18 protein-coding genes are annotated in these 23,008 nt (G+C 72.6%); 9 read left to right on the top strand and 9 right to left on the bottom strand.

The window, feature by feature from the left end; all coding sequences use genetic code 11:
* Window positions 1-26: 26 nt before the first annotated feature.
* Window positions 27-902, bottom strand: coding sequence for an LLM class flavin-dependent oxidoreductase (locus AB0367_RS29390; protein ID WP_366229699.1), 876 nt, complete (start codon window positions 900-902; stop codon window positions 27-29).
* 133 nt (window positions 903-1,035) lie between these two features.
* Between AB0367_RS29390 and AB0367_RS29385 the strand changes: the two genes are divergently transcribed.
* The 6 genes from AB0367_RS29385 to AB0367_RS29360 are packed head-to-tail and all read left to right on the top strand — an operon-like array spanning window position 1,036 to window position 8,042.
* The gene (locus AB0367_RS29385) at window positions 1,036-2,616 is read left to right on the top strand and encodes an ABC transporter substrate-binding protein (protein WP_366229698.1); all 1,581 of its coding nucleotides are present in this window, start codon (window positions 1,036-1,038) and stop codon (window positions 2,614-2,616) included.
* Window positions 2,617-2,620: 4 nt separating this feature from the next.
* The gene (locus AB0367_RS29380) at window positions 2,621-3,574 is read left to right on the top strand and encodes an ABC transporter permease (protein ID WP_366229697.1); all 954 of its coding nucleotides are present in this window, start codon (window positions 2,621-2,623) and stop codon (window positions 3,572-3,574) included.
* Window positions 3,575-3,580: 6 nt separating this feature from the next.
* On the top strand, window positions 3,581-4,417 hold the full coding sequence (locus AB0367_RS29375; RefSeq protein WP_366229696.1) for an ABC transporter permease: 837 nt from the start codon (window positions 3,581-3,583) through the stop codon (window positions 4,415-4,417).
* Entirely contained in the window at window positions 4,414-6,357 is a 1,944-nt protein-coding gene (locus AB0367_RS29370) for an ABC transporter ATP-binding protein (RefSeq protein WP_366229695.1), read from the top strand. The genes AB0367_RS29375 and AB0367_RS29370 overlap by 4 nt, the downstream gene beginning before the upstream one ends.
* On the top strand, window positions 6,354-6,998 hold the full coding sequence (locus AB0367_RS29365) for an alpha/beta fold hydrolase (protein WP_366229694.1): 645 nt from the start codon (window positions 6,354-6,356) through the stop codon (window positions 6,996-6,998). Before AB0367_RS29370 ends, AB0367_RS29365 begins: the two co-directional genes overlap by 4 nt.
* Before the next feature lie 12 nt (window positions 6,999-7,010).
* On the top strand, window positions 7,011-8,042 hold the full coding sequence (locus tag AB0367_RS29360; protein ID WP_366229693.1) for a 2-oxoglutarate and iron-dependent oxygenase domain-containing protein: 1,032 nt from the start codon (window positions 7,011-7,013) through the stop codon (window positions 8,040-8,042).
* Between the two features lie 103 nt (window positions 8,043-8,145).
* Here AB0367_RS29360 and AB0367_RS29355 read toward each other — a convergent pair whose 3' ends face one another.
* Window positions 8,146-8,805 (bottom strand): hypothetical protein, encoded by a 660-nt coding sequence (locus AB0367_RS29355; RefSeq protein ID WP_366229692.1) that lies wholly within the window; start codon window positions 8,803-8,805, stop codon window positions 8,146-8,148.
* 131 nt (window positions 8,806-8,936) lie between these two features.
* On the opposite strand from AB0367_RS29355, the gene AB0367_RS29350 reads away from it, so the two are divergent.
* Window positions 8,937-10,253, top strand: coding sequence for an MFS transporter (locus tag AB0367_RS29350; RefSeq protein ID WP_366229691.1), 1,317 nt, complete (start codon window positions 8,937-8,939; stop codon window positions 10,251-10,253).
* Between the two features lie 7 nt (window positions 10,254-10,260).
* Here AB0367_RS29350 and AB0367_RS29345 read toward each other — a convergent pair whose 3' ends face one another.
* The gene (locus AB0367_RS29345; protein WP_366229690.1) at window positions 10,261-11,160 is read right to left on the bottom strand and encodes an NmrA family NAD(P)-binding protein; all 900 of its coding nucleotides are present in this window, start codon (window positions 11,158-11,160) and stop codon (window positions 10,261-10,263) included.
* A 49-nt stretch (window positions 11,161-11,209) separates the two neighbouring features.
* On the opposite strand from AB0367_RS29345, the gene AB0367_RS29340 reads away from it, so the two are divergent.
* Complete coding sequence (locus tag AB0367_RS29340) at window positions 11,210-11,983, top strand: helix-turn-helix domain-containing protein (protein WP_366229689.1); 774 nt, start codon at window positions 11,210-11,212, stop codon at window positions 11,981-11,983.
* Between the two features lie 81 nt (window positions 11,984-12,064).
* Here AB0367_RS29340 and AB0367_RS29335 read toward each other — a convergent pair whose 3' ends face one another.
* Entirely contained in the window at window positions 12,065-13,486 is a 1,422-nt protein-coding gene (locus AB0367_RS29335) for a carbohydrate-binding protein (protein WP_366229688.1), read from the bottom strand.
* 278 nt (window positions 13,487-13,764) lie between these two features.
* A complete protein-coding gene (locus AB0367_RS29330; protein ID WP_366229687.1) occupies window positions 13,765-14,676 on the bottom strand; it encodes a helix-turn-helix transcriptional regulator in 912 nt (303 codons plus the stop codon).
* Window positions 14,677-14,833: 157 nt separating this feature from the next.
* On the opposite strand from AB0367_RS29330, the gene AB0367_RS29325 reads away from it, so the two are divergent.
* Complete coding sequence (locus AB0367_RS29325; protein ID WP_366229685.1) at window positions 14,834-16,213, top strand: MFS transporter; 1,380 nt, start codon at window positions 14,834-14,836, stop codon at window positions 16,211-16,213.
* Here the strand turns inward: AB0367_RS29325 and AB0367_RS29320 are convergent.
* Genes AB0367_RS29320 through AB0367_RS29305 form a run of 4 tightly spaced genes read right to left on the bottom strand, consistent with a single transcriptional unit; the run spans window position 16,202 to window position 23,002 of the window.
* Window positions 16,202-17,221 (bottom strand): acyl-CoA dehydrogenase family protein, encoded by a 1,020-nt coding sequence (locus tag AB0367_RS29320; RefSeq protein WP_366229684.1) that lies wholly within the window; start codon window positions 17,219-17,221, stop codon window positions 16,202-16,204. The two genes, AB0367_RS29325 and AB0367_RS29320, sit on opposite strands and share 12 nt — an antisense overlap.
* A complete protein-coding gene (locus tag AB0367_RS29315; RefSeq protein WP_366229683.1) occupies window positions 17,218-18,381 on the bottom strand; it encodes an acyl-CoA dehydrogenase family protein in 1,164 nt (387 codons plus the stop codon). Before AB0367_RS29315 ends, AB0367_RS29320 begins: the two co-directional genes overlap by 4 nt.
* On the bottom strand, window positions 18,381-21,686 hold the full coding sequence (locus tag AB0367_RS29310) for an amino acid adenylation domain-containing protein (RefSeq protein WP_366229682.1): 3,306 nt from the start codon (window positions 21,684-21,686) through the stop codon (window positions 18,381-18,383). Before AB0367_RS29310 ends, AB0367_RS29315 begins: the two co-directional genes overlap by 1 nt.
* A complete protein-coding gene (locus AB0367_RS29305) occupies window positions 21,683-23,002 on the bottom strand; it encodes an MFS transporter (RefSeq protein WP_366229681.1) in 1,320 nt (439 codons plus the stop codon). Before AB0367_RS29305 ends, AB0367_RS29310 begins: the two co-directional genes overlap by 4 nt.
* Window positions 23,003-23,008 lie beyond the last annotated feature (6 nt).

The raw sequence follows: 23,008 nt of genomic DNA, 5'->3' as shown, positions 1-23,008 counted from the left end.
ACCAATCCCATAGGGTTGGGTCGACGTTACAGCAGTCGCTCCGCGATGGCATCCACGATCTTCGGGTCTTCGGTGAGGACCGGGTCGCCCGGGCGCGGGTCGTGGAAGACGACGTCGGTGAAGCCGAGCTGTTCGTACCGCCCGACGAAGTCCTCGAACGCGTCGACGCTCGCGAGGGGCCGCTCCTCGGTGCTGCCGACGAGGAAGTAGCGGTCAAGCGACGCGGGGTCGCGGCCGAGGATGGCGCACTGTTCGTCGAGGATCGCGGCCTGGGCGCGGACAGCCACCTCCGTCGCGGCGGCCGACTGGTCGGTGGCGTTCGGGTCTCCGTAGGTGATCCACGCGTCGCCGACGCGGGCCGCCAGGGCCAGGGCCTTGGGGCCGGCGGCGGCGATGGCCAGTGGCAGGCGCGGCTGCTGGACGCAACCGGGGATCATCCGAGCCTCGTCTGCGGTGTAGTACGTGCCGCTGTGGTTGTAGGCCGGTTCGCGCAGCAGGCCGTCGAGAACCTCGACGAACTCGGTGAATCGCTCGGAGCGCTCCCGTGGCGTCGGGGCCGGGCCGCCGAGGACGGTGGCGTCGAAGCCGGTGCCGCCGGCCCCGACGCCGAGGGTGAGGCGTCCCTCGCAGATGTGGTCGAGGGTCATCGCGTCCTTGGCGAGGGTGACCGGATGGCGGTAGTTGGGGGAGGTGACCATTGTGCCGAGCCGGACTCGGGAGGTCGCCGCCGCGATCCCGGTCAGCCACGGGATGCTGGCATGCCACGGCAGGTCGCGGTACCGCCGCCAGGAGAGATGGTCGTACGTCCACAGGTGCGCGTATCCGAGCGCCTCCAGGTGTCGCGCCCGCGCGACGCTTTGCGGCCAGGGGTCGGCGGGGAGCAGGAGGACACCGATGCGCACCACACGATCTTATGCGGTGCGCATCGGCGGGCAACCAGGCCCTGGTGCCGCTGCTGTTCCGCGATGTGGGACGACGTGATCGCATAGACGCTCTTATTCCTATTATGTAGATAGATAAAACAGTCTTTTGGGGGTGGCTGTGGAGCGTCGTCAACTCTTGGCCGGCATCGGGGCGAGCGGCCTGGCCGCGCTGCTCAGTGCGTGCGGGGTGGGCGAAGGAGCGGCGGGCGGGACGGAGGGGTCGCCGCCGGGCGGGCCACCGAAGCGGGGTGGGACGCTGCGCGCCGGTTCGCCGCCACCACCCACCGCGGTCGACCCGGTGACGATGTACGACGGCACCGCGATCGCGATCGTCCAGCTGATCGCCGAGTACCTCATCTGGCTCGACAAGGACTTCAAGCTCGTCCCACGGCTCGCGGAGTCGTGGGAGTCCGCCGACGGCGGGAAGCGCTGGACGTTCAAGCTGCGGCCCGGCGTGACGTTCTCCGACGGCACCCCGGTCGACGCCGAGACGGTGAAGGCCTCCTTCGACCGGCTCCTGGACCCGGGGAGTAAGTCCGCGGCCCTCTCGGCGTTCGCCACCGTGCTCAAGGCCGGCGGCGTCGCCGCCCCGGCCCCGGGCGTCGTCGAGTTCGCCCTCGAGCGGCCCTTCTCCGACTTCCCGTATCTCGTCTCGGCCGGCAACTACAACGCCGTCATCCTCAAGCGCGACTACGCCGGCGACTTCACCAAGGCCGGGATCGGCACGGGGCCGTTCGTGCTCAAGTCATACAACGCCTCGACAGGCGCCACCCTGGTCCGCAACGAGCGCTACTGGGATCCGGGCCGGCCCTACCTCGACGGCGTTGAGATCAAGTTCTACGCCGACGACCAAGCCGACCTGCTCGCGCTGCAGGGCGGTGACATCGACGTACAACTCCTGAGCCGCCCCGCGCTCGCCCAGCCGCTCGCCGCCACCGGCGCCATCGACGTCGACACGGTCAAGGGCACCGGCGTCACCGTGTTGACACTGCGCACCGACCTGGCTCCCTTCGACCGCAAGGAGGTGCGCCAGGCGGTCGCATACGCGCTGGGCCGCCCCGCCATCCTGCAGTCGATCGGCAGCAACGTCGGCGACCTCGGCAACGACCACCTGCTGGCGCCACTGTTCCCGGCCGCACCCACCGACCTGCCGCAGCGTGCGCTGGACAAGGCCAAGGTCGCCGAGCTGCTCAAGCGCGCGGGCGTGACCGACCTGCGGTTCACACTCACCTTCGAGGCGCCCGACAAGGACTACGCGGTCACCATCCAGAACCAGCTCAAGCAGGCCGGCATCACCGTCGAGCTGGACCAGCGCTCCTCCAAGGACTTCTACGGCGGCGACCAGGCCAAGGACACGCCGTGGCTGTTCACCCAGGCCAACCTCGTCGGCTGGGCCGGCCGGGCGGTGCCGAGCCAGCTCATCATCCCGATGGTGAAGTCCGGCGGCACATGGAACGGCTCCAAGTACGCCAACCCGGCCCTCGACGCCGCCGCGGACGCCTACGACACCGCGACCACCGACGCCGCGCGCAAGGCGGCCGCCGCGACCGTGGCGAAGATCCTGCACGAGGACGTGCCGTTGATCATCGCCTACTGGTCCGGTGCGGTCCGGGCCTTCCAGGGCAAGAAGTTCCGGGGCGTGCAGGCGCATCCCGCGCAGTACGTCGACTTCGGCTCGGTGTCGAAGGTGTGAGCCGATGCGGACCTTCCTGCTGCGCCGCCTCGCCGCCGTGCCGCTGACCCTGGCCGGCGTCTCGATCCTCGTCTTCCTCGCCACTGACGTGCTGCCCGGCGACGTGGGCCGCACCGTGCTCGGCCGGGAGGCGAGCGCGGAGGCCGTCGCGCTGTACAACCGGCAGCTCGGCCTCGACGACCCGCTGTGGCTGCGCTACGGCCGGTGGCTGGGGCACTTCCTCACCGGCGACTGGGGCACCTCCTACACGTTGCGGGAGCCCGTCGCCGCGCTCGTGGGCGGCCGGCTCGTGGCTTCGCTCACGCTCGCCCTGTTCGCCTTCGTGCTGCTCGTCCCGGTCGCGCTGGGCGCGGGCCTCGTGGCCGGGGCGCGCCACGACACCTGGCTCGACCGCACCATCAGCGCCACCGGTCTCGCGTTGGGCGCCACCCCCGAGTTCGTCACCGGCGTGGTGCTCCTGGTCGTCTTCTCCGTGCAGCTGCGCTGGTTCCCGGTCTCGGCCCAGGCCGGCCCCGGCGACGGCCCGCTCGCGGTGCTCGGCCACCTCTTCCTGCCCGCGCTGTCGCTGGTGCTGCTGTGCACCGGATACGTGGCCCGGCACGTGCGGGCGAGCACCATCGCCGTCGTCGACGGCGGCTATGTCCGGGCCGCCCGGCTGCGTGGGACGCCCCCGGCCCGCATCCTCTACCGCCATGTGCTGCGCAACGCGACCGTCCCGGCGACCAGCGCGCTCGGCGTCCAGCTGCAGTTCCTCCTCGGCGGGCTCGTCGTGGTCGAGTTGCTGTTCAACTACCCCGGGCTCGGTGCGCTGCTGCTGCAGTCGGCCGTCGACCGGGACGTGCCCACACTGCAGGCCGCCGCGATGGTGCTCGGCCTGGCCTACCTGACGGTGACGCTGCTGGCCGACATCGCCTACCGCCTGCTCGACCCGCGGGTGCGCTTGGCGGTGGCCCGGTGAGTAGCCATGAGTAGCCCCGGGCCGAGCGCCCGGCCGCGCACCGCGGCGCGGAGCCGGGCCGGTCTCGTGCCGGTCGCGGTGATCCTGCTGTGGGCCGTGGTCGCCGCCCTGTGGCCGCACCTGGTACCGCACGACCCTGCCCTGCAGGACCCCACGGTGCGCTTCCGGCCGCCCGGCCCCGGGCACTGGCTGGGCACCGACCAGTTCGGCCGGGACGTGCTGTCGCGGGTCCTCGCCGGCGCCCGGCCGGTCCTCGTCGTGGCGCCGCCGGCCACCGCGCTCGGCGTGCTGGCCGGGACGGCCGTGGGGCTCATCAGCGGCACCGTGCGGGGCTGGTTCGACGACATCGTCATGCGGGTCCTCGACGCCGTCATGGTGTTCCCGACGGTGATCGCCGCGGTGCTGTTCATCGCCCTGCTCGGCCGCTCGCCGCTGGTGGTCGTCCTCGTTGTCGGGGCGGCGTTCGTGCCGATCGTCGCCCGGTCGGTGCGCGCCGCCACCCTGGTCGAGCGGGAGAAGCCGTATGTCGACGCCGCCCGGTTGCGCGGCGAGCCGTTGCCGTCGCTGATGGTCCGCGAGATCCTGCCCAACATCCGGGCCACGGTGCTGGTCGAGGCGACCACCCGGCTCGGTGACGCCGTCTTCGCCGCCGCGACCCTGTCGTTCCTGGGCCTCGGCCAGCCGCCGGGCTCGCCCGAGTGGGGCGCCGCGGTGTCCGACAACCGCGTCTGGCTCCAGGTGGCGCCGTGGACCGTCCTCGCGCCGGCGCTGGCCATCGGCTCGCTCGTGGTGGCGGTCGCGCTGCTCAGCGACGCGCTGCGGCACCGGCTGGAGGCGCGGTGACCGCCGGGCTGCGGGTGGAGGCGCTGTCCGCCGCTTACGGTCCGGCGACGGTACTGCACGAGGTCTCCTTCGCCGTCACACCGGGTGAGACGTTCGGGGTCGTCGGCGAGTCCGGCTGCGGCAAGACGACCCTCGGCTACCTGCTCGGCGGGCACCTGCAGCCCGGCGGGCGGCACACCGGCGGCCGGGTGACGGTGGACGGCACCGACATCCTCGCGCTCGACCCGGCCGGGCTGCGGCGGTGGCGTCGCACCGGCGTCGCCTTCGTCCACCAGGACGCGGCCGGCGCCCTCGACCCGACGATGCGGGTCGGCACACAGCTCGCCGAGGTGCTGCGGCTGCGCGGACTGGGCCGCGGTGCCGCCGCTGCGGAGGCCACCGAGCTCCTGCGACGCGTCCGGCTGCCCGGCGAGGCCGCCCGCCGCTACCCGCACCAGCTCTCCGGTGGCCAGCGGCAGCGGGTCATGATCGCCGGCGTGCTCGCCGCCCGGCCCCGGCTGATCGTGCTCGACGAGCCCACGACCGGGCTGGACGCCGCCGTGCGGGCCGACGTGCTCGACCTGCTCGCCCGGCTGCGCGCCGAACTGGCCGCCGCCGTGGTGCTCATCAGCCACGACCTCGACCTGGTCGGGCGGCACTGCGACCGGGTCGGCGTCCTGTACGCGGGCCGCCTGGTCGAGTCCGGGCCCGCGGCCGGCATCCTGGGCGACCCGGCGCACCCGTACACCGCAGGCCTGCTCGACAGCGCCCCGCGCCTCGGCATGCCGCGCCGCGTCCGCCGGCTCGCCCCGATCGCCGGCCGGCTGCCGGTGCTCGGCGCGACGAGCCCCGGCTGCGTGTTCGCCGCCCGGTGCCCGGTCGCTGAAGCGGCCTGCACGACGGCCGAGCCCGCCCTCGATGAGCGGGCCGTCCCCGGACGAGTGGTGCGCTGCCTGCGCCCGGGCACCGCGCCCCGCATCACGGCCGAGGTGACAAGCCAAACCGCGGCAACGGTACGTCCTGAGCCCGGTCAACCACCGCTGTTGGAGGTCCGCGGCCTCGTCCGCGGCTACGGCGACACCGCCGTGCTGGACCACGTCGACCTGACCATCGGTGCCGGCGAGGTCGTGGGGCTCGTGGGGGAGTCGGGCAGCGGCAAGACCACCCTCGCCCGGGCCATCGCCGGGCTGCACGCCGAGGGGACCGGACAGCTCCGCTTCGCCGGTGCCGCCCTGCCGGCCGGGCTGCGCCGCCGCTCCCCGGCGCTCCGGAGGCGGATCCAGATGGTCTTCCAGGACCCCGACACGACCCTCAACCCGAGCCAGCCCGTGTGGCGCATCCTGAAGCGCGCCCTGCGAACGCTGCGCGGCAAACCTGGCGTCGCCGCCCTCGCCGCGCGCACCCGGCTCGACGAGGAACTGCTGCGGCGCCGGCCCGGGCAGCTCTCCGGCGGGCAGAAGCAGCGCGTCGCCATCGCCCGCAGCTTCGCCGGGGCGCCCGAGCTGGTCATCTGCGACGAGCCCGTCTCCGCGCTGGACGTGAGCGTGCAGGCCGCCATGCTCGAATTGCTCGCGGAGCAGCGCGAACGCACCGGCACCGCCTACCTGTTCATCTCCCACGACCTGGCCGTCGTGGGCTACCTGGCGGATCGCGTCGCCGTGCTCTACCGCGGCGTCCTGGTCGAGCAGGGCCCGGCCGGTCCGGTCCTCGCCGGACCGCATCATCCCTACACGGCAACGCTCGTCGGCGCGGCCCCGTCCGAGCCATCCCAGCCGGCGCTCGTCAACGGCGCCGGCTGCCTGTTCTTTCACGCCTGCGCCCGGCGCATCGCCGGGCTGTGCGATGTCACCGCACCGCCCCTCGCCGAAGCGGAGCCGGGGCACTTCGTGCGGTGCCACCTCGACCCGGCGGCGCTGCCCCGGACCGAACCCACGACCTCGATCGGAGGAGTCCGCGCATGACCGTCCACACCAGAGCGGTTGAGAACGAGTTCGCCGACCTGCTCGCCCGATCCGACCACCCGCCGGTCGTCATCCGCCGCTGGGTGAACGTCACCTCCGGCGGCCACGTCAGCGCCGTCGTCTGGGGCAACGGCGCCCCCGACATCGCCCTGTTGCACGACGCCGGCGCCGACGCCCGCAGCTTCGACACGCTATTGTCCACTGTGGATCGTCCGGCCGCCGCGCTGGACCTGCCCGGCCACGGCCGCTCCAGTGGCACGGTGCAGGAGGCCCCGTCCGCCGGCCGGCTCGCCCGGCCCATCGTCGAGGCGATCGGCTCCTTCGCGCCGCGGCACCGGCTGCTGCTCGCCCAGGGGCTCGGCGCCCGCGTCGCGCTGCACGCCGCGACCCGAAACCCGGCCGCGATCGGCCGCCTGCTGCTCGTCGACTCCCTGCCCGGCCCGGGCCCGCAGGACGAGCCGCTGTGGGAGCGCCTGCCGGCGCTGCGCCACCCGCCGCTGCTCGTGCGCAGCGGGGACGGCGCTCTCACCGACGCCGAGGTCCAGCGCTTCACCGAGGCCGCCCCGCAGGCGTCGGTCACCACGGTCCGGGACACGGGACCGGCCACGCTCGCCGACATCATCAACACCGCCCTGCACTGAGAGGAGTCGACCATGACCACCGAGATCGTCAGTGTTCCCGTCATCGACCTCGAGGCCGCGTCGGTAGCGGAGCCCGGCAGCGAAGAACTGACCCGGCTGCGTGCCGCGGGCGAGCAGCTGGGCATCCTCCAGGTCGTCAACCATGGCGTGCCGCAGCAGCTCATCGACGACTTCCACGGCGGCATCGGCCGCATCCTCGCCCTGCCGCAGGCGGACAAGGAGCAGCTCGCCAGCCCGACGGCCCACCCGTATCGCGGCTGGCGGCAGTGGCCGGACGACTACGGACGGCTGGAGCTGGAGCGCTTCAGCTTCGGCCAGTACGACGACTCCGCAAGCGCGGCAGCCGCCAGCGTGCCGGACGAATACCTCGACGTCTTCGCCCACGCCAACGTCTGGCCGCCGCAGGAGCCAGGGCTGCGCGAGGTGGCCCGTGCCTACCACGACGCCAACGTCGGCGTGGCCCGCCGCGTGCTGGCCCTGTACTCCCGGGCGCTCGGACTGCCGGTCGAGACCTTCCCCGGACCCGCGCTGGAGTACACGACGCTCGTCGTCAACGACTATCCGACGTGGACCTACCCGGACCCCGGCACCGACGAGGAGAAGCTCCTGCTGCTCGAGCACGCCGACAGCACCGTGCTTACCGTGCTGCATCAGGAGGGCGACTACGCGGGCCTGCAGGGCCAGCTTCCCGACGGGACCTGGGCCTCGGTGCCGATCGTGCCCGGCGCCCTGCAGGTCTTCACCGGCTCGCTGCTGACCAACTGGACCAACGGGCTGCTCAAGCCGGGCCGGCACCGTGTCGTCGCCGGCGGCACCGTCACCCGCCGCTCCACGGCGGTCTTCATCCACCCGAGCCTCGACACCGTCGTGGAGCCGCTGGACGTGTTCGTCGGCGATGGCGAGCCGGAGTTCGACGCGTACCACGTCGGCAGCGCCGCGCTGGGGTCGGTTGAGGAGTACCTGCAGGTGTTCGGCCGGCCCGAGCAGGTCGCCGCATGGCGGGAGGGCCGCCCATACGTGGCCGCGGTCCAAGAGCCGGCGTGACGCCACCGCACGGCTGAGTCAGCGGCCGCACCGTCGTGGACGCCGCCAGCCGATCCTGGTCTGGCGGTTCCACAGGCGGTTGCCATGCGTCGCCGGGTCGATGTCATCCGACCACGAGGCGTAGCGGCTGTGATCGGTGGCTGTTGAGGCGGTCGAGCGCGACGGATGTCGCCGCGTCGGCGGGCAGGTGAACGACCAGACGCTGGTCGTCGTCGGCGGCGAGTTCGAGCGTCTCGTACGCGAGCCGGAGCATGCCCGTCTCGGGGTGGGCAAGACGGTGGATGCCGTTGGACTTCGCCAGCCCCGGAACGGTGTCGACTCGCCGCGTGAAGGCGTCGCCGGCGGTGACGGTCAGCTCGTCTGTCAGGGCAGCCGTGTGCGGGTCTGCCCGGAACGGGCCTTGCTTGAGCGCGGCGACCTGCTCGTCGGCGATCTGGTCCCAGTCGGGGTACACGCTGCGTGCCCGGCCGTCGGTGAACACGAACCGGGCGAGGTTGGGCGGTGTCGCGTCCAGCAGCCCGAATGATCTGGCCAGCCGCTCATAGCCCGCGGTATGGGCGAGGATGTCGCTGAGCCGGTTGAGCAGCACGGCCGGGGTGGGTTCGAGACGGTCGAGCAGTGCCTGCACGGTCGGGCGCACGGTGCGTGCGGGGGTCAGGTTGCCCCGGCAGTTGAACCCAGGGTCGGCCGCCTGGGCGGTGCTGGAGCACGACGCGTCCGGCTTCATGCTCTTCTCGCCCGATGGCGGCACACCGGACGTCATCTCCCTCCGCCGCTGGGCCGGTGAGATCGTCCCGGCCATACGCGAAGCGATCGCAAAGCAAGCCGGTTCAAGAACTTGATTGATACGCTGCGATCTGCTGGTCGCGATTTGTCACGGATCAAGGACGGTGGGTGGACTTGGGCGGTTTCTCGTTCCGGGGGCTCGTGACCAGTGTTGCCCGGTCCAAGCCCGACCTGCGCCCGGCGCTCAGCTCGCTGCGGGAGCCGGTGTTCCGGCAGTGGTTCCTCAGCCAGATCCTGTCCTCCTCCGGCTCGATGACCCAGGGCGTCGCCCTGTCCTGGCTCGTGCTGCAGCTGACCGGCAGCGGCGTCGAGCTGGGCCTCATGACGTCCTGCATGTTCCTGCCGCTGTTCGTCATGGGCCCGTTCGCCGGTCGGCTGGTCGACCGGATCGGGCCCCGCCGGGTGCTGATCGCGACGCAGATCCTGTTCACGGTCCTGTCCGTCCTGGTCGCCGTCCTCGCCGCGACCGGAGCGACCCGGATGTGGATGCTGTTCGTCATTGCGGCGGCGACCGGCGTCATCAGCGCCCCCGACAGCACGGCGCGGCAGGTGTACGTCATCGAGCTGGTCGGCGCCGAGCGGGTGACGAGCGCCATCGCCCTGAACGAGGTCGTCCTCAACGCGTCGAGAGTCCTCGGCCCGGCCCTCGGCGGCCTGGTCCTCGGCACCCTCGGCGTCGCCGCGTGCTGTGTCCTCAACGCGTTGTCGTTCCTGCCGCCGTTGCGGGTCGTCCTGCGCCACCGTCCCGAGCGCGGCGCCCCCGCGCCGCAGCGCACCGAGTCGAAGGGCGGCGGGCTGCGGTACGCCTGGAACAACCCGACGATCCGGGCCTGCCTGGTGCTGGCCGCGGCGGCCGGCATGCTGTTCAACCTCAACGTCCCGGTCCCGCTGCTGGCGACCGGCGTGCTCCAGCTCGGCGGGGCCGGCTTCGGTCTGCTCATGGCCACCTTCGGCATCGGCTCCATCCCCGGCGCCCTGCTCGCCGCCTCCGGCCCGACCAGGCCCGGCGGCCGTACCGTCGCCGTGCTCGCCGCGGCCACCGGCGCGTCGATCCTGGCCACGGCGTACGCCCCGAACGTCGCGCTCGCCTTCGTCGGCATGGCCGTCACCGGGTGCGTGTCGATCTGGTTCATCTCGTCGGCCAACACCCTCGTCCAGCTGGAGTCCGACCCTGGCATGCGAGGCCGGGTCAACGCCGCCTGGAACATGGCGCTGCCCGGCTGCGAGCCCGCCACCAGCCCGTTCATCGGATGGGTCGCCGGCGCCGCCGGACCTCGGGCGGGCTTCGGCGTCGCCGGCCTGGCCCTCCTGCTGGCCGCCGTCCTCGGCTGGCGCGGCCTGACCTACGAGCGCCGCACGGGCCACCACTACATCGCCGTCCCGGCTGCGGTACACCATCCCATCAACGGCGCGGTCAGCCCGTGACCGGCAGTCATGACAGCAGGCGGCCGCGTATGGCGGCGGCGCCGGATTCGGTGAGCCAGTCGGTGAGGGTGCGCATTCCAGGGTGGATGACGCGTAGCGCCTCGATGTCGGCATGCCAGCGGTGTCCGGCCTGCCAGCGTCGGCTGACCTCGGCGACCTCGGGGCCGATCGCCGCGGCCTGCGCGTCGGTGAGCTGCTCGTAGCGGATCGGGATGCCGGTCGCCTCGGTGATCGCGGCGACCGCCTCGACCGGGGTCGGCTGGTCGCCGGCCAGCTCCAGCGTCCGTCCGGCGAAGCGGGCCGGATCGGCGAACGCGAGCGCGGCGAACTCGGCGATGTCCTCCAGCGCGATGATCTGCATGGGCTTGTTCGGCGTGAACAGGTGCCGGTGCACGCCGCCGGAGATGCCGTCGATGCCGGCCACCCCCACGCCGAGATAGTTGGTCATGAACCGGACCGGGCGCAGCACGGTGGGCAGTGCGATGTGGTCGTGCAGGTACCGCTCGATCAGCGCCTTCCCGGCCGAGGTCTGCGACGTGGTCGAGGCCGAGGCGACGGTGCTGAACACCACCTGCTCGATCCCTGCCGCGGCCGCCGCATCGATCAGCGCCCGGCCGCGCACCACTTCGAGATCCGTGTCGGCTCCGGACGGCCCGAAGGCCACCGGCGGTACGGCGAACACGGCGGCGGCGCCGTCGAGTGCGGGCGCGAGGCTCGCCGGATCGTCGAAGTCGCCGTGCGTGAGCTGGGCACCGGCGGCGGCCAGCGCGACGGCTGCCGGTGCGGTCCGGTCGCGCACAAGGGCCCGCACCGGCCGGCCCTGCGCCAGCAGTCGCCGCGCGGTGGCACCGCCCTGCTTGCCGGTGGCGCCGGTGACGAGAATGGGGGAGTTGCTGAATACTGACATGATCCGGAACGATCCATCCGTTTCCTGCCGCGGACAAGGATTACGTGACATGACCGCAACCCCACCCGAGCGTGCCGATGCCCGCCGCAACCGGCAGCTCGTGCTGCACACCGCGATGCGGGTGTTCGCCGAGGAGGGACTCGAGGTGCCGCTGGGCCGGATCGCCCAGCGCGCCGGTGTCGGCGCCGGCACCGTCTACCGCCACTTCCCGAGCAAGGAGATCCTGGTAGAGGCGGTGCTCGCCGAGCACACCGAGAGTCTGGCAGCAGCCGCCGGCCGGTGGGCCGGTCGCGCCGCGCCCGGTGATGCGCTGCTTGGGTTCCTGTTCGAGGTGATCGAGAAGTCAGCCGGCGGCCAGCGCGTCTGCGACGCGCTCACCGCCGACCGGACCTGGCCGCGCGCCACCCTCGCCGCTGCGTCGCAGCGGTTCGGCCAGGCGCTGGACGTCCTGCTGCGCAACGCGATACGGGCCGGTGCGATACGCGCCGACGTGCAGGCCGAGGATCTGGTCGCCCTGGCCGTCGGCGGAGCCGCGCTGCGGGCGGCACACCGCAGCCGGTCGCGCAGCGTGCGGCTGGTGCGGCTGATGCTCGACGGGCTGCGCGCCCCGGCCGTCACGGAAGGCGGCACGTTGCGTGACACGTTCCCGCGCCGGCGTCACGAAACCGCCGGCGACATCGTGGAGCACTGCGTGGAATGCGGGGCCCGACTGCGGGTCCGGACCACCGGCCGGCCGGCCCGCTACTGCGGTGCCACCTGCCGTCAGCGCGCCCGCCGTCGCCGCGTCACCGGCTCATCGGTGCCCGCAGACTCCGCGCGCTGACCGCCGCGCTGGAAAGGCCGCAGCCCGCGGGTGGAAGGAGCTCCACCCGCGGGCTGATTCGTTGCTCTGCGGCGGTACTAGCTAGATCGCTTGCCAGAGGCTCGGCGCGGCCGGCGGGTTCCAGTCCGGCTGCGACGTGTGTGCCTGCAGGCACCGGTAGCTGCGCCCGTTGTAGGACACGACGTCACCGACCTTGTACGCGTGGCCGCTCACCCACGGCGCGGCCGTGCTGGTGCCGCCGCCGCCCGGCGTGGTGGTCGTGCCTCCGCCGCCCGGCGGGGTGGTGGTCGTGCCGCCGCCACCGCCGGTGCACGCACCGTTGTCGGTCCACGGCTTGCCGTCGCCGACGTTGAGGTTCGGCTGGTCGCCCTGAGTCCACCACTTCGCCGTGTACTTGCGGCCGTTGTAGGACACGACGGCGCCGCCGGAGTAGGCGGTCGACGCGTTCCACGCGGCCGCGTTGCAGGCTCCGCCGCCTCCGCCGCCCGGGGTGGTCGGCGGCGCGGTGGTGGTGGGCGGCGGGTTACCGGTACCGCCACCGAAGAAGATCTTCGTGAAGTCGAGCGACGAGCCACCGAGGCCGGAGCAGTTCGGGGAGACCCCGCCGCCCGGGCACGGCTGGTCCCGGCCGATCGACCAGAAGGCGAGCCGCCCGACGCCGTTGGACTTCGCCCAGGACACGATGCTCTGCGCGTTGGCCTGGCTGACGACCTCGCCGGCACTGTCGTTGTTGCCGATCATCGGGGTGATCCCGATGTTGGCGTAGGTGGCGTTGGTGAACCCCGCGGCGCGCGCCGCGTTCAGCGTGCCCGTCGCCGCCGTCTTCGCCGCGGCGGCCATGTCGGCGACCGGGTGGCCGTAGTCCATCGTCATCGCGTTGATGACGTCGACGGCCACGCCGTTGGTGACGGCGGCCCGCAGGAAGTTCGCGCCGTTGCCGTCCGGGCCGTTCTCCAGCACCGGGATGGTGAGGGAGATGCTCAGGCCGGGGTTGGCGTTCTGCAGGTTCTTGATCGCCTGGAAGCGGCGGTTGATCGACGTCGTGTCGGCGATGGCGGCGCCTTCGACGTCGAAGTCGAGGTGGTCGACGTGGTAGTAGTTGATCACGCTCTGGTACGCCGCGGTGAGCGAGCTGACGTTCGTGCAGGACTGGCCCAGCTCGACCCCGCCAGCACCGCCGAACGAGATGATCACCTTGACCCCGCGCGACTGGGCCCGCTGGATGTACGGGTTGGCGGTGGAGCTGGTGATGGGCAGCGTGTCACCCCAGATCGGGGTACAGCCGCTGCCGAGGATGAAGGCTGCCGTGAAGGCGGTCAGCCCGCCGGAGGCGGTCGCCGTGTCCAGCATGCCGGCGCTGCCGGAGGACAGGTCGACGTAGGGTGCTACCGCGTAACCCGTGGCGGCGGACGCGGTACCGGCGGTCAGAGCGGTGGCGGTGACAGTGGCCCCGGCGAGAACCGCCGCCGTCGCCACGCCGGTGAGGAGTTTCGGTCGTCGCATGGCATCGACCCCTTTGGTTGGGTGCCCGTGGGCTTGCATCTGTTAAGAAACTTTCCTTATTCGTATGTGGCGATGAGTGTAGCTGACCGTTCGCCGGTTGGTAAGCGGGCGGCGCAACGACCTTGGCCGCCTTTGGCGGAGGTGGATCGCCGGTCTCCGAGCGGATCTCGAGGAATGGCAGACTCCGTTTTGGACCGTGACTACACGCGGGCGGTGAGGCCACGGGAGTGGCGGTCCGGACCACGACGGACATCGCGGTAGCTCGGAATTTCTCCTGGTTACCGGTGGTCGGTCTCGGTCCGGTGTTGGCTCGGCGGCCAGTCGTCGCGGGCCGCCGGCGGCGCGTCCAGCGTCGGGTCGCCCATGTCGAGCAGCACCACGGCGTCGTAGTCGGTGGTGTTCGGCGCAGCGTAGTACGCGATCAGCCGCTGCCCGTCGGTGCCGTTGAGGCTCATCGCCTCATAGCCCAGGGTGAGGCGACCGACCGTGGGGTGACGGAAGCGCTTGCGGCCGTTGGTGTGCGCGTCGAGCTCGTAGCGCTGCCACAGGCCGGCGAACTCGTCGCTCTTGACCGTCAGCTCGCCGACCAGCTCGACGAACTGCGGGGTGTGCGCGTGTTCCCCCGCCATCGCGCGCAGGTGGGCGACCACGCCCGGGGCCATCTCGTCCCAGTCCTCGTAGAGGCGGCGGGCGGCCGGGTGCAGGAAGACGTAGCGGATGATGTTGCGCTGCCGCACCGGCCACGAGTCGATGCCGGCGAGCAGGCGCAGGCCGGCCGGGTTGGCGGCCAGCAGGTCGTTGATCGGGCTGACCACGTAGGCGGGGTTGGGGCGCAGCGCCTCCAGCAGGTGCCGGGCGCCCGGGCGCACATATCGTGACAGCTCGGCCCGCGAGGGCTGCGCGGGGCGCCGGCTCGCCAGCTCGTGCAGGTGGTCGTGCTCGTCGCGGGTCAGCCGGAGGGCGCCGGCGAGCGCGTCGATCACGGACGCGCTGGGCCGGGTCTCCTTGCCGCGCTCCAGCCGGGTGTAGTAGTCCACGCTCACGCCGGCCAGCGTGGCCACCTCCTCACGGCGCAGCCCCGGAGTGCGCCGCACGCCGGTGCCCCCGGGCAGGCCGACGTCCTGCGGCAGCACCGCCGCGCGGTGCGCGCGCAGAAATCGTCCCAGTTCGTCGCCGCGGCTCGTCGTCACGACTCCAGTCTGTCGGCGTCACGTCGCGTCGCAAGGGGAAGAGGGGGTGTACCACACCCAGGAACGCCGGTTGCGCGCGAGTTACGGTCGGCGGGTCAGATCTGCTGCCGACAAGCCACGAACTCACCCCTGTCCGAGCGACTTCAAGGGATCTGACATGGCAACTGCCACGCCACCGGCCCAGACCCCGCTCGCCCCGGTCCAACACCGGTCGGTCGCCCCGAACGCGGTGCTCGCGGCGGCCCTGCTCGGGTTCGTCGTGATCTCGCTCGATGCCCTGGTCGTCAACGTGGCGCTGCCGGCGATCGGCAACGATCTCAAGGGCGGCATCGCCGGCCTGCAGTGGATCGTCGACGGCTACACCCTGACGTTCGCGGCGCTCATGCTCTCCGCGGGTGCGTTCTGCGACCGGGTCGGGGCGAGCCGCGCGTTCGCCGGCGGCCTGGCCTTGTTCACGCTCGCCTCCGTCGCGTGCGGCATGGCCACCGAGATGTGGATGCTGGTCGCGGCCCGGCTGGTGCAGGGCGTGGCCGCGGCGCTGACCATGCCGGCCTCGCTCGCGATGGTGCGCCAGGCGTTCACGGACGCGCACCAGCGCACCCGGGCGATCGCCACCTGGACCGCGGGCGGCGCCATCGCCACCACCGTCGGCCCGGCCGTCGGCGGCCTGCTCACCAGCGCGTGGAGCTGGCGCGTGATCTTCTTCATCAACGTGCCCATCGGCGTCATCGGCCTGCTCCTGCTGCGCCGGGCGCCGCGGTCGCCGCGCCGGGCGGCGCCGCTGGACCTGCTCGGGCAGCTGCTCGCCATCCTCGGCCTGGCCGGGCTCACCATCGGCGTGATCGAGGGCGGCGCCCGCGGCTACGGCGAGCCCGAGGTGATCGGCGCGTTCGTGCTCGCCGCGGTCGCGGTGATCGCCTTCCTCATCGTGGAGTCCCGGCAGGAGCATCCGACGATGCCGCTCGGGCTGTTCCGGCTGCGCCCGGTGTCGATGTCGATCGCCGCCGGCTTCGCCGTCAACGTGGCCTGGTACGGCACGATCTTCCTGCTCAGCCTGTACTTCCAGAAGGTGCTGCACCAGAGCGCGTTCGCCGCCGGGCTGATGTTCGTCCCGGCGACCGCGCTGGTGGCGATCTCCAACCTGTTCGTCGCGGCCAAGGTGATCCAGCGCTTCGGCCCGCGGCTGCCGATGGTGATCGGCCAGGCGGGCACCGTCACCGGCCTGATCCTGCTGCTGTTCGTCGACGCCGACACCCCGCCCGCGCTGGTGGCGCTGGTGGCCGTGCCCGTCGGCTTCGCCGGCGCGCTGGCCGTCCCCGCGCTGACCGGGCTGTTGCTCGGCACCGTCGAGGCGGAGCGGGCCGGCACCGCGGCCGGGGTGCTCAACACCATCCGGCAGGTCGGCGGCGCGATCGCGGTGGCGGTCTTCGGCGCGTTGGTGGCCAGCCAGGCCGGCTTCTCCGCCGGCATGCGGATCAGCCTCGTCATCGCCGCCGTCGTCCTCGCCGTGACGACCCTCGTGACGCTATCGGTCTGAGACGCGCTCGAGCAGCAGTGGGGCGGCCTCGGCACGCAGCTGGGTCGGCGAGCCCAGCCACAGCGCCTCGATCGCCGCCCGGCGGTAGAACACCTGGGCGTCGTTGCCGGACGTCATGCCCGCCGCACCGTGGATCTGCATCGCCGCGGTGGTGACGGTGCGGGCCAGCTCGGCGGCGGTCGCGAGACTTTGCGCGGCGACCAGGCGGGCGTCGAGCCCCCGCTCGGCCTCCCGCGCCGCGTCCCGGGTCAGCAGCCGGGCGGCGTCGATGCGGATGCCCAGCTCGGCCAGCCGGAACGCCAGGGCCTGGAACCGCCCGATCGGCTGGCCGAACTGGCGGCGAGCGGTCGCGTAGCGGACGGCGAGGTCCAGCGCGCCCTGGCTGAGGCCGACCAGGTATGCGGCCTGCCGGATCCGGGCGGTGGCCAGCGCCGGGCGCCACTGTTCGCCGTCACCGATCCAGGCGGTGACGGGGGTGCCGGTGAACCGGACGTCGAAGAGCTCGCCGCGGCCCGTCTCCTCGTAGCGGCGCAGGGTGACCGTCGGGTGGTCGCGGGGCACGAGCGCGAGCCGGTCGCCGACCACGACGAGGTGCTCGACCTCGGCGGCGAATCCCACGAAGTAGCGCCGGGTGCTGAGCAGGCCGTGCTCCGTGACGACCGGGGCGAGCTCAGCCGGGCTCGCGGCGCCGTGCGCGCGGATCGCCAGCGCGACGGCTTCCCCCTTGCGGATCAGCCCGTCCAGCCCGGCCCGCGCCAGCAGGTCGCCGGCGCTGACGGTGTCGAGCAACGGGCCCTGGTACAGGACCGAGCCCAGCAGCTCGGCCAGCTCGACCAGATCCTGCTGCCGGGTGGGCAGCCCGATCTCGGCCAGCCCCTGCCACACCATGGCGCGGATCTGCCGGTTGCCGGTCTCGTCGTCGGCGCCGTCCGGGTGCCGTGGCCGGTCCGCCATCCGGCGTACGAGCGGTGCGAGCTCCGTGTCGAGGAATTTCGTGAACGCGGTCACGAGGGCAGCCCCAGTCCCGACGTGCCGACGAAGTACAGCATGATCTCCGAGGTTCCCGCGGCGAGCGTCAGCCCGGGTGCCTCCCGGTACGCCGCGTCGAAGACACCGTCGGCCACCGCCGCGGCGTCGCGCGCGTCGAGCACGCCGTCCAACCCGGTGACCTCCAGCGCCAGGCCGGACAGCTCCTTGGCGACCTCGGAGCTGTACCACTTCGCGGTGGCGGAGTGGACCTCGTCCGGCCGGCCGTCGCGGAGGTTCAGCACGCAGCGCCAGGCGAGCAGGCGGGCCGCGCGCACCCGCGCGTCCAGATCGAGCAGCCGCTGCGCGTACGCCGGCTCCGCCAGCCGGCCGGTCGTGGCCGCGTGCCGCAGCAGCGCGTCGAGCAGGCGGGCCGCCTTCGCCGCGGAGTCGATCCCGGTCCGCTCCAGCGGCAGGATCCGGTTGATCACCTGCCAGCCGTCGTCGACCTCGCCGAGCACGTCGGCCCGGTTCACCCGGATGCCGCTGAGGGTGACGTCGTCGAATCGTTCGTCGGAGAGGTTCCACAGTGGATCGATGCTCACGCCGACGCTGCGCAGCGGCACGATGAAGAGGGTGATCCCGTGGAAGGCGACGGGCCCGCTCGACGTGCGGGCGGCGCACAGGGCGAAGTCCGACTGGTGCGTCTTCATGCTGTAGCGCTTGCGGCCGTAGAGCCGCCATCCGTCGCCGTCGGGTTCGGCCCGGGTGGTGAGGGAGGCGAGATCCGAACCGATCGCCGGCTCGCTGAACAGCACACTCGCGGTGGTCTCGCCGCGGGCGAGCCCGGGCAGGAGGCGGCGCCGCTGCTCCTCGGTGCCGAACAGGTGCAGCGCCAGGCCGACGATGTCGATGCCGAGGGTGTGCACCGTGTCCGGCACCCCGTGCAGGATCAGCTCCTCGGTGAGGATGGCCTTCTCGACGAGGGTGGCACCGAGGCCGCCGTACTCGGGCGGCCAGTTCACCGCCAGCCAGCCACGCTCACCGAGTCGCCGGTGGACGTCGAGCAGGCCGGTCTCCTGCCCGTACGGCATCCGCCGCGACCGGGCGACGGCGACGCGTACCGAATCCTCGCAGAGCAGCTCGCAGACCTCGGCGCGGAACTTCTCCTGCTCGCCGGTGAGCTCGATGGCCGTGTCCATCAGTTCGCCCCGTCCAGCAGCCGGTCCAGCTCCTCCTCGGACAGGCCGGCGATCTCCGCCTCGAGCTGTGCGACCTCGTCGTCGCCGAGCAGCTGGCGCTGGGCGAGCTCGATCTGGCCGGCGAGCTGGCCGAGCAGCGGGTGGGTGAAGAGCTGGCGCGGCTCGAGGGTCACCTGGAACGTGTCGCGGATGCGGGAGATGAGCTGGGTGACCTGCAGCGAGTTGCCGCCCAGGGCGAAGAAGCTGTCCTGCGTGCCGACTCGTGCGGCGTCCAGGCCGAGCAGGGACTGCCAGATCTCGGCGAGGCGTCGTTGCTTGTCGGTGTCCGGCGCGACGTACTCGGTGCCCGGCTGCGGCTCGGGGTCGGGCAGGCGGGCGTGGTCGAGCTTGCCGGTCGGGGTGAGCGGCAGCGCGCCGAGCATGACCAGCGCGGCCGGAATCATGTGCAGCGGAAGCCGTTCGGCGGCGTGGCCGCGCACGGCGGCGAGGTCGATCTCGTGGCCCGGTTCCGGCACCAGGTATCCGATCAGCCGCGCCTGCGGTGTGCCGGGCTCCTTGACCACGACCGTGGTCTGGCGTACGTCCGGGTGCCCGGCCAGCACGTGCTCGATCTCGCCCAGCTCGACGCGCAGCCCGCGCAGCTTGACCTGCCGGTCGACGCGGCCGAGGAACTCGAGCTGGCCGTCGGCGCGCCAGCGTGCGAGGTCGCCCGTGGCGTACATCCGCTCGCCGGGCCCGGGTGCGTACGGGTCGGGCAGGAACTTGTCCGCGGTCAGGTCGGGCCGGCCGAGGTAGCCGTGGGCCAGCCCGGCGCCCGCCATGTGCAGCTCGCCGGCCACCCCGATCGGCACCGGCCGGAGCCGCTTGTCCAGCACGTAGGCGCGCTGGTTGGAAAGCGCCCGGCCGATCGGCGGCGGGCCGTCCAGCGGCTCGGGAGGGCAGCGGTAGTCCACGCAGGTCACCGTGACCTCGGTGGGGCCGTAGCCGTTGTGGAACTCCCGTCCGGGCCGGGCCCAGCGGTTCACCAGCTCCGCGCCGAACGGTTCCATGCCGATGAACAGCACGCGCAGGGCGCTCAGCGGCTCCGGATCGAGCATGCCCAGTACCGGCGGCGGAATGTCCACGATGCTCACCCGCTCCGCGGCGAGCAGGCGCTGCAACGCGTCCGGGTCGAGCAGTTCGGTGCGGGGGGCGCCGACGATGGTCGCCCCGGCGCTCAGCGTCGAGAAGATGTCCGAGACGCTCACGTCGAAGGCCGGGTTGGAGAACTGCAGGATACGGTCGGCCGGCGTGACCGCGAACAGCTCGCCGAAGGCGGTGCAGAAGTTGACGATGGCGCGGTGCGGCACCATCACGCCCTTGGGCCGGCCGGTGGAGCCGGATGTGTAGATCACATAGGCGGTGTCCTCCGGCTCGACGTCGACCGCCGGAGGTGTGTCCGGCCTGCCGTCCAGGGCATCGGCGTCCAGCAGCACCCGGGGTGTGCCGGCGGGCAGCCGATCGGCCAGGTCCGAGGTGGTCACCACCACGGCGGCAGCCGCGTCGCTGAGCTGGTACGCCAGCCGCTCGGCGGGATACTGCGGGTCCAGCGCCAGCCAGGCTCCGCCGGCCTTCAGCACGCCGAGCTCCGCGACCGGCAGGCCGAATCCGCGCTCCAGCAGCACCGCCACCACGCGGCCGCGGACCTTGAAGTCGTCGGTGAGCAGGTGCGCCAGCCGGTTCGAGCGCCGGTTCAGCTCGTCATAGCTCAGGTCGCGGCCGTCGAAGCGCATCGCGACCCGGTCGGGCGCTTCGGCGACGCGCGCCGTGACGAGGTCGTGCAGCAGGCGGGCGTCAGCGCTTGCGGGCGGTGGGTTCCAGCCGGTCAGGACGCGTGCGCGCTCCGCGCCGGACAGCACGTCCAGCGCGTCGACGGGGCTGTCCGGCGCGGCCAGGGCCCCGGTGAGCAGGGTGGTGAAGTGCTCCACCAGCCGCTCGATCCGGTCGGCGTCGAAGACCTCGGTCGAGTACTCGATCCACACGTCCAGGTGACCCTGCGGCGAGTCGGTGATCTGTACCGAAAGCTCGAACCGGCTCGTGCCGGGCCAGCGGGTCATCGGCTCCGCCAGCAGCCCCGCGAACCGTGGCTGCGCCACCATCGGCGTGGGCAGCAGCGTGAACACGTGCTGGAAGAGCGGATTACGACCCGGCAGGCGCTCGGGCTTGAGCTGCTCGACCAGGGTGCCGAAGGGCAAGTCCTGATTGGCGATGGCGTCGAGCAGGGTCTCGTGGCATCGGCGGGCCAGCCGGCGGAACGTGGGGTCGTCGGTGAGGTTTCCGCGCACCACCACGGTGTTGGCGAACATGCCGACCATCGGCTCGACCTCAGGCCGGGTCCGCCCCGACATCACCGCGCCCAGCGCGATGTCCCGCTGCCCGGTGTATCGGCCCAGCGTCACCTGGTACCCGGCCGTCAGCACGGCGAGGAGGGAGACGCCCTCGGCCCGGGCCAGCTCGCGAAGGCCGTCGCCGAGCTCACGCGGCAGCCGGGCCTGGAAGACCGCGCCGGCCCCGGTCGGCTGGACCGGGTGCGGCCGGTCCGTCGGAACGTCCAGCGGCTCCAGCCCGGCGAGCGTGTCGCGCCAATAGCCGAACTGCCGGTCCGCCTCGCCACCGGCCAGCCATCGGCGCTGCCACGCCGCGTGGTCGGCCGGCTGCACGGCGAGCTCCGGCAACGCCACGTCGGCTCCGGTCCGGATCGCCGTGTAGCGGGCTGTGATCTCGTCGATGAGCACCTTCACCGACCAGCCGTCGGCGACGATGTGGTGCCACACGAGGAGCAGCACATGCTCGTCCGGGGCGATGCGCAGCAGCGAGGAGCGGAACAACGGCCCGTGCCGCAGATCGAACGGGGCCCGCACGCCCGCGTCGATCCAGTCGCCGACGGACGACTCGGAGCCCTCCTGCACCGGCAGCGGCCACGCGTCGGGCGGGGGATCGATCACCTGGTACGGAACGCCGTGCTCGTCGCCGAAGCGGCTGCGCTGGCTCTCGTGGCGGGCCACCGCGGCGCGCAACGCCTCACGCAGCGCGGGGATGTCGAGTTCGCCGCGCAGCCGCCAGGCGGACGGCTCGTTGTACATCGGCGTGCCGGGCGCGAGCTGATGCAGGAACCACAGGAACCGCTGCTGCGCGGAGACGGCCAGCCGCTGGTCCCGGGGCACCGGGGCGATGCGTTCCCGTTCGGTCTGCTCCGCCAGGCTCCGCCGGGTCTTGATGTCGAGCAACGCGCGCCTGATGTCGTTGAGGTCCACGGTGTCGGTCAACGCTGATCTCCTGCTGCTGTGGCCGCCCGCGCTTCGGCGGTCGCGGACTCGGGTTCCAGCTCGGTGAGGTCGCGCAACTGCGGGATGGGGGAGCGCACGACGAACCAGATCGCGGCGAGCGTGCCGAGCCCGCCGATGAGCATCGTCGGGCGCAGGCCGATCCAGCCGCCCAGCGCGCCGCCCGCGAGGGCGCCGATCGCCGCGGCGCCGGTGACCGCGAAGCGGTATCCGGCGTTGGTGCGGCCCAGCACGTCGGAGGTGACGGCGGCCTGCCGGACGCTGATCGCCTGGATGGCGTAGATGGACAGCCCGGCCCCGTTGACGAACAGGGCCAGGCCCACGATGACGGCCGCCGTCACGGGGCTGCCGCCCGCGGCCGGGATCAGCAGCGGCGCGAGGTTGGCCACGACGATGGAGGCGATCAGCGTGCGGCCCAGGCCGTGGCGGCGGCTGAGCCGGGCCGCGACGGTGCTGCCCAGCAGCGCGCCGACCCCCTCGGCGCTGAGCGCGATGCCGATGGTGAGGGCGGACAGGTGCAGGCTGCGGGACAGGAACAGGATGAGCACCGCCCACAGCATCTGGTTGAACAGGTTGTAGGTGGCGGCCTCGGCGCCCAGCGCCCGCAGGTAGGTGTTCGACACCGCCAGCCGCACCCCGCGGCCGATCTGGGTGAGCAGCGACGTCTGCGGGCCGGGCTCCGGCTCGGGCGTGGGCTCCTTGCGCCGTACGGTCAGCAGCGTCGTGGCCGAGATCAGGTACGTGGCCGCGTCGACGACGATCGCGATCGGCGCGGTGAGCACCCCGACCAGCAGGCCGCCGAGCCCGGGCCCGGCCGCCTGGGCGAAGGAGCGGCTGCCCTCGAGCCGGCCGTTGGCGTCGATGAGGTGGTGGTTGCCGACGAGCGAGGGGAGGTAGGACTGGTACGCGAGGTCGAACACGACGGTCAGCGTCGCGCCCACGAAGACCAGCACGCCGAGCAGCCCGATGTTCATGAGGTCGAGCACGATCGCCAGCGGGATGACGCCGTAGACCACTGCCCGGCCGAAGTTCGCGGCGCGCAGCAGCGGCAGCCGCCGGACCCGGTCGACCCAGACCCCGGCCAGCAGTGTGAACAGCAGGAACGGGGCCGTCTGGGCGGCGGTGACGACGCCCATCTCGAACGGCGTGGCGGACAGGGTGGTGACCGCCAGCAGCGGGATCGCGACGAGCGATATCTGCGCGCCCAGCAGCGACAGCGTCTCCGCGGACCAGAACTTCACGAAGTCCGCGTCGCGCCAGAGCGATCCGGCCGCGGGGACCGGCGCGGGCTCGGCCATGCTGAC

Source organism: Dactylosporangium sp. NPDC051484, from assembly GCF_040689395.1.
Lineage (GTDB): Bacteria > Actinomycetota > Actinomycetes > Mycobacteriales > Micromonosporaceae > Dactylosporangium.
This window is presented reverse-complemented; position numbering and strand designations above follow the sequence as displayed.

Coding starts and splice junctions, on each gene's coding strand:
- AB0367_RS29380 (WP_366229697.1), top strand. CDS start 2,621: ATGCGGACCTTCCTGCTGCGCCGCCTCGCCGCCGTGCCGCTGACCCTG.
- AB0367_RS29375 (WP_366229696.1), top strand. CDS start 3,581: ATGAGTAGCCCCGGGCCGAGCGCCCGGCCGCGCACCGCGGCGCGGAGC.
- AB0367_RS29365 (WP_366229694.1), top strand. CDS start 6,354: ATGACCGTCCACACCAGAGCGGTTGAGAACGAGTTCGCCGACCTGCTC.
- AB0367_RS29360 (WP_366229693.1), top strand. CDS start 7,011: ATGACCACCGAGATCGTCAGTGTTCCCGTCATCGACCTCGAGGCCGCG.
- AB0367_RS29355 (WP_366229692.1), bottom strand. CDS start 8,805: ATGACGTCCGGTGTGCCGCCATCGGGCGAGAAGAGCATGAAGCCGGAC.
- AB0367_RS29345 (WP_366229690.1), bottom strand. CDS start 11,160: ATGTCAGTATTCAGCAACTCCCCCATTCTCGTCACCGGCGCCACCGGC.
- AB0367_RS29340 (WP_366229689.1), top strand. CDS start 11,210: ATGACCGCAACCCCACCCGAGCGTGCCGATGCCCGCCGCAACCGGCAG.
- AB0367_RS29335 (WP_366229688.1), bottom strand. CDS start 13,486: ATGCGACGACCGAAACTCCTCACCGGCGTGGCGACGGCGGCGGTTCTC.
- AB0367_RS29325 (WP_366229685.1), top strand. CDS start 14,834: ATGGCAACTGCCACGCCACCGGCCCAGACCCCGCTCGCCCCGGTCCAA.
- AB0367_RS29315 (WP_366229683.1), bottom strand. CDS start 18,381: ATGGACACGGCCATCGAGCTCACCGGCGAGCAGGAGAAGTTCCGCGCC.
- AB0367_RS29305 (WP_366229681.1), bottom strand. CDS start 23,002: ATGGCCGAGCCCGCGCCGGTCCCCGCGGCCGGATCGCTCTGGCGCGAC.